The organism is Achromobacter sp., from assembly GCF_057314935.1.
Genome location: NZ_DBHKZA010000167.1, coordinates 1 through 4,596, shown reverse-complemented (window position 1 = coordinate 4,596; position 4,596 = coordinate 1). Strand labels below are relative to the sequence as shown.

Sequence of the window (4,596 nt, the reverse complement as noted above, 5' to 3'; positions counted from 1 at the left end):
TCATGAGCGGCCCGCTGTCGGCGGGCAACAAGGAAGCCATTGAACGCTTCGGCGACGTGCGCGTGCTGGCCGAAATCCCGCCCCTGTCCAAAGTGGACGCCGCCGCCGTCGACGCGCTGGCGCGGACCATCCCTGCGCTGGACGAATGCCTGGCGGCATTGGGCGGGGCGCCGGCGGTGACGGGTTAGACGTCGGGCCTCATCCCAGCGCTCCCCGTTCCCGCAACGCCGCCACCCGTTCTGCCGATATCCCCGCCTCCGCCAGCACCGCTTCGCTATGTTCTCCGAAGGCGGGCGCGGCGCGGGGGGCTTCCGTCTGGCTACGGCCGAACTTGATGGCCTGGGCGAATCCGCGATAGCTGCCCACCACGGGATGCGTGAACGTCGTGACCATGTTTTCGGCCTGCACTTGCGGGAAGTCGAACATGTCTTCTACGCCGCGCGCGGCGGCGCAAGGCACCTCTTCGCCGAACCAGGCTTCCCATTCCAGCGCCGTGCGCGCGCGCAGCGCGGCGTGCAGGCGGGGCACGATCTCGTCGCGGTGTTCAGCGCGTTTGCGCACCGAGTCATAGCGGTCGTCGGCGGCAAGCTCGGGCAGGCCGGTCTTGGCGCACAGCGCCTGCCAGAAATGCGGCGTATTGGCCGAGATGTACAGATACCCCTCGCCGGTGGGATGGATGCCCGTGATGCCGCCCGAGCGCATGTCGCGCCCGATGTCGCGCGGTTCGCCTTCGGCCCAGACCAGTCTTGCCGACTGCAAGGCCAGCGCGCTGCGCAACAGCGATACGCCCACGAACTGGCCGCGACCGCTGCGTTCGCGCTCATACAGCGCGGATGCCACGCCCGCCGCCACCATGGACGAGGCATAGTAGTCCACCACCGATCCGTACAGGATCTCGGGCGGCCCCTCGGCCTTGCCCTGCAGGGCGCACATGCCCGTCATCGTCTGCAGCACCTGGTCGTAGCCCGCCTTGTCCTTCAACGGACCCGTTTCGCCATAGCCCGTGACGGCGCAGTAAATCAGGCGCGCGTTGATCTCGGCCAATTGCTCATAGGCGATGCCCAGGCGTGCCGGCACGCTGGGCCGGAAGTTGTGCACCAGCACGTCCGCCTGGCTCGCCAGTTCATGCAGCACGGCTAGCGCTTGCGGGTTCTTCAGGTCCAGTACCAGTCCGCGTTTGCCGCGGTTCACGCCCAGGAAAGCGCGGCTCTCGGCCGCCAGCGTGGACGGGTACTTGCGCAGGTTGTCGCCGCCGGGAGGCTCGACCTTGATGACGTCGGCCCCCTGATCTGCCAGCAACGCGCAGCCATAGGGCCCGGCGATGTAGGCGCTGAGGTCCAGCACGCGCACGCCAGCCAGCGGCCCGCCCGTCGATTGCATGGCGGGGGCCATCATGGCGCCTCCGCCGCATTGGCGATGTTCGCGGCATCGGCGAGGCCCAGCTCGGCCGCCGCGCGCAACACCGCTTCCGCGCGGCGCAGGAACGGCCCGTCGATCATCCGGCCGTCCACCACGAATGCCGCCACGCCCTTGGCCGACGCTTGCCGCGCGGCCTGCACCACGCGGCCCGCATGCGCAATCTCGTCATCCGTCGGACGGAACGCCGCGTTGGCCAGCGGCACCTGGCGCGGATGGATGCAGCTTTTGCCGAGATACCCCAGGCTGCGGGCCAGTTCCGCCTCGGCGCGGTAGCCGGCTTCGTCCTCGATATTGGCGAAGGCGGAGTCATAGGCGAACACGCCTGCCTCGGCCGCCGCCAGGCGCAACGCGAACATGGCTTGCTGCACCGCCACCGGCGCGCGGCGGGCGATGCCCGCGGGTTCGAAGAGATCGCCCAACCCCAACTGCAAGCCCGCCACGCTGGGATGCGCCGCCGCCAGGCGGGCCGCCCGGCGCAGCGCGCGCGGCGACTCGATGTTCAGCAGCAGCCCGACCGGTTCGTCCACGCCGTTGGCGCGGCGCGCCTGTTCGACCGCGCTGGCCGCCGCCACGACGTCGGCCTCGCGCTCCGCCTTGGGCAGGTTCACCAGATGCAATCCCGGCCGCACCACGGCCTGCACGTCCGCATGGAAATGCCCGGAATCCAACGCATTGACGCGCACGATCAGCGTCTTGCCGGACGCGGCGGCTTCGGGCGCGGCCAGCATGCGGCCCAGATGGCCGCGTGCTTCGTCCTTGCGCAACGGCGCTACCGCGTCCTCCAGGTCGAAGGACAAGGCGTCGGCGGCGCCCGCCAGCGCCTTGGCGAACAACTCGGGGCGCGATCCGGGTACGAACAGTTTGCTTCTCATGCTTGCACTCAGGGAAAGAGGGGTTGATGCGGGCCGGCGCTTACTGGATGGAGATGTTGCGGTCGCGCGCCACCTGCTTCCACTTGGCGGCATCGGCCTCGACCAGTTCAGTGAATTGCGGCACGGTCAGCGCGGCCGGCACGGCGCTTTCTTCGGCAAACATGGCGCGCATCTTCTCGTCGTTGACGATGCCGCGGATCTCGGCGTTCAGCTTGTCGACCAGGGGCGCGGGGGTTCCCGCCGGCGCCAGCACCCCCCACCACAGCTCCACCGAATAGCCGGGCTGGCCCTCACCGATGGTGGGCAGCGCCGGATAGAACTGCGACCGTTCGGGCGAGGTCACGGCCAGCACGCGCAGCTTGCCGCCCTTGAGCAGCGAGGCCGTGGATGCGAAGCTGCCGATCACGAAATCAACCCGGCCGCCGGCCAGGTCGTTCAGCGCATGCGACATGCCCTTGTAGGGCACGTGCGTAAACGATGTCTTCTCACCCCCGGCCAGGATTTCGCTGGCCATCTGGTTGACCGAGCCCAAGCCCGCGCTGCCGTAGGTCAGCTTGCCCGGCTCCTTGCGGCCAACGGCCAGCAGGTCGGCCATGGACTGGTAGGGTGAATCCTTGCCCACGACCAGCGCCATCGGGCTGCGCGCCAGCATCGCTACCGGCGCGAAGCTGCGCACGACGTCGTACTTCAGGTTGGTCTGCACGGCCGCATTGGTCGTGAGCGTGGACGACGACAGCATCAGCACGGAGCCATCCTTCGGTGCGCGGGCCACATATTCCGCCCCGATCGCGCCGCCCGCGCCGGGCCGGTTTTCGACGATGACGGTCGTGGACAGGCGCGCGCCCAGCTTTTCGGCCAGCACGCGGGCAAACACGTCGTTGCTGCCGCCCGGCGGGAACGGCACGACCATCGTGATCGTCGCGGGGACGGCGGGCGCCGCCTGCGCCGCAGCCAATCCGGGCGCGCCCAGCGCTACAGTCAGGGCTAAGGCGGGCAATAAGGCGGCACGCAGGCCGGCAAAGGACTTCGTCATTGGGGGTCTCCTCGGTTGCGGTCCGGCGGGCGTCCGACGCCTGCGTGCATGCCGCTTGTCGTTTTGTCTGAAGCGAATACTAGGACGCCCGCCTGATGATATAAAGCGAGGATTCTTAAAACACTACGTGAGGATTTCTGATGAAGATCGAATCTTTCCGTACGCTCAACGCCGTGTTGCGGGGCGGCAGCTTCGCGGCGGGCGCCGCGGACATGAACCTGTCGCCCAGCGCCGTCAGCCTGCAGATGAAGCAGATGGAGGCGTATTTCGGACAGCCCTTGTTCGACCGCTCCGCGTTGCAAGTGCGGCCCAACGCCTTTGCGGCGGAAGTCGATGCCGTCCTGCAGGAGGCGCTGGCGCGCCTGGACGAATTGCGCCGGCGCAGCACGCCCGCGGTCGAAGGCCGGGTCCGGCTGGGCACCATCGAGCCCCTGCAAGTGACGCTGCTGCCCCCGCTGCTGCGCAAGCTGCGCGAACGCTATCCCCTGCTGGACGTGCGGCTGGTGCGGGGACGCGCCACGGAGCTGACCGAAAAGCTGAAGAAAGGCGAGATCGACGCCGCCATCATCACGCAGCCCGAAACCGGCGGGTCCCGCCGCCTGGCCTGGACGCCGCTGTTCAGGGAAACCCTGGTGTTGATCGCACCGCCCGATTCACACGCGACGCGCGTTGCCGACCTGTTCCAACAGTACGAATGGATCCGCTTCGACAAGACCACCATCGGCGGCCGGCTGGCGGCGCGTTATGTCGCGCAGCATGCGCCGCACGCGCGCTGCCGCATCGAAATGCAATCGCTGGCGGCGCTGACGGCGCTGGTTTCCGCCGGGCTGGGCGTATGCGTGCTGCCCGAGCCGGGCCCGAACCTGCTGAACGTGCATCCGGTGCGCGTGTTGCCGCTGGGCAAGCAGGCGCCCTACCGTCAGATCTCGTTCGTATGCCGGCTGACGGACCAGGACAACCGGCTGGTGCAGGCGCTATTGGAAGGCGCGCGTCCGTAACGTGCAAAACGCCGACGGCGCGGCCGAATTCAGGCGCCGCCTTCCAACCGAGCCATGTCGATGAACGCCCGCAACGCCGACGACACGCGGCGCTGCCGCGGGTAATACAGCATGAAGCCTTGGAACGGCGGGCACCAGTCGTCCAGCAGCCGCACCAGCCGGCCCGATGCCACGAGCTCGTTCACGTAGTATTCCGGCACGCTGCCGATCCCGATGCCATCGACCGCGGCGCGCACCTCGGCATGCACGTCGCTTAGCGCGATGCGGCCCGTGA

5 protein-coding genes and 1 pseudogene are annotated in these 4,596 nt (G+C 68.5%); 2 read left to right on the top strand and 4 right to left on the bottom strand.

Annotated elements, in window-relative coordinates; all coding sequences use genetic code 11:
• Window positions 1–188 (top strand): annotated as a pseudogene (locus ACO6D5_RS29610) (dethiobiotin synthase); the annotation flags it as partial.
• Window positions 189–198: 10 nt separating this feature from the next.
• On the opposite strand, the gene ACO6D5_RS29605 reads toward ACO6D5_RS29610, so the two are convergent.
• The 3 genes from ACO6D5_RS29605 to ACO6D5_RS29595 are packed head-to-tail and all read right to left on the bottom strand — an operon-like array spanning window position 199 to window position 3,324.
• Window positions 199–1,395, bottom strand: coding sequence for a CaiB/BaiF CoA transferase family protein (locus ACO6D5_RS29605; RefSeq protein WP_485827372.1), 1,197 nt, complete (start codon window positions 1,393–1,395; stop codon window positions 199–201).
• Window positions 1,392–2,291: an HpcH/HpaI aldolase/citrate lyase family protein gene (locus ACO6D5_RS29600; RefSeq protein WP_485827371.1), complete on the bottom strand. Its 900-nt coding sequence runs from the start codon at window positions 2,289–2,291 to the stop codon at window positions 1,392–1,394. Before ACO6D5_RS29600 ends, ACO6D5_RS29605 begins: the two co-directional genes overlap by 4 nt.
• Window positions 2,292–2,331: 40 nt before the next feature.
• The gene (locus tag ACO6D5_RS29595) at window positions 2,332–3,324 is read right to left on the bottom strand and encodes a tripartite tricarboxylate transporter substrate binding protein (protein WP_485827370.1); all 993 of its coding nucleotides are present in this window, start codon (window positions 3,322–3,324) and stop codon (window positions 2,332–2,334) included.
• A 140-nt stretch (window positions 3,325–3,464) separates the two neighbouring features.
• On the opposite strand from ACO6D5_RS29595, the gene ACO6D5_RS29590 reads away from it, so the two are divergent.
• Entirely contained in the window at window positions 3,465–4,322 is an 858-nt protein-coding gene (locus ACO6D5_RS29590; protein ID WP_485827369.1) for a LysR family transcriptional regulator, read from the top strand.
• A gap of 29 nt (window positions 4,323–4,351) precedes the next feature.
• On the opposite strand, the gene ACO6D5_RS29585 is transcribed toward ACO6D5_RS29590, so the two are convergent.
• Window positions 4,352–4,596 (bottom strand): LysR substrate-binding domain-containing protein (locus tag ACO6D5_RS29585; RefSeq protein WP_485827368.1); only part of this gene is annotated, 245 nt, incomplete at its 5' end.

What these genes read in the sequence shown, in the direction of transcription:
- ACO6D5_RS29595 (WP_485827370.1), bottom strand. Translation starts at nt 3,324, where the DNA reads ATGACGAAGTCCTTTGCCGGCCTGCGTGCCGCCTTATTGCCCGCCTTA.
- ACO6D5_RS29590 (WP_485827369.1), top strand. Translation starts at nt 3,465, where the DNA reads ATGAAGATCGAATCTTTCCGTACGCTCAACGCCGTGTTGCGGGGCGGC.
- ACO6D5_RS29600 (WP_485827371.1), bottom strand. Translation starts at nt 2,291, where the DNA reads ATGAGAAGCAAACTGTTCGTACCCGGATCGCGCCCCGAGTTGTTCGCC.
- ACO6D5_RS29605 (WP_485827372.1), bottom strand. Translation starts at nt 1,395, where the DNA reads ATGATGGCCCCCGCCATGCAATCGACGGGCGGGCCGCTGGCTGGCGTG.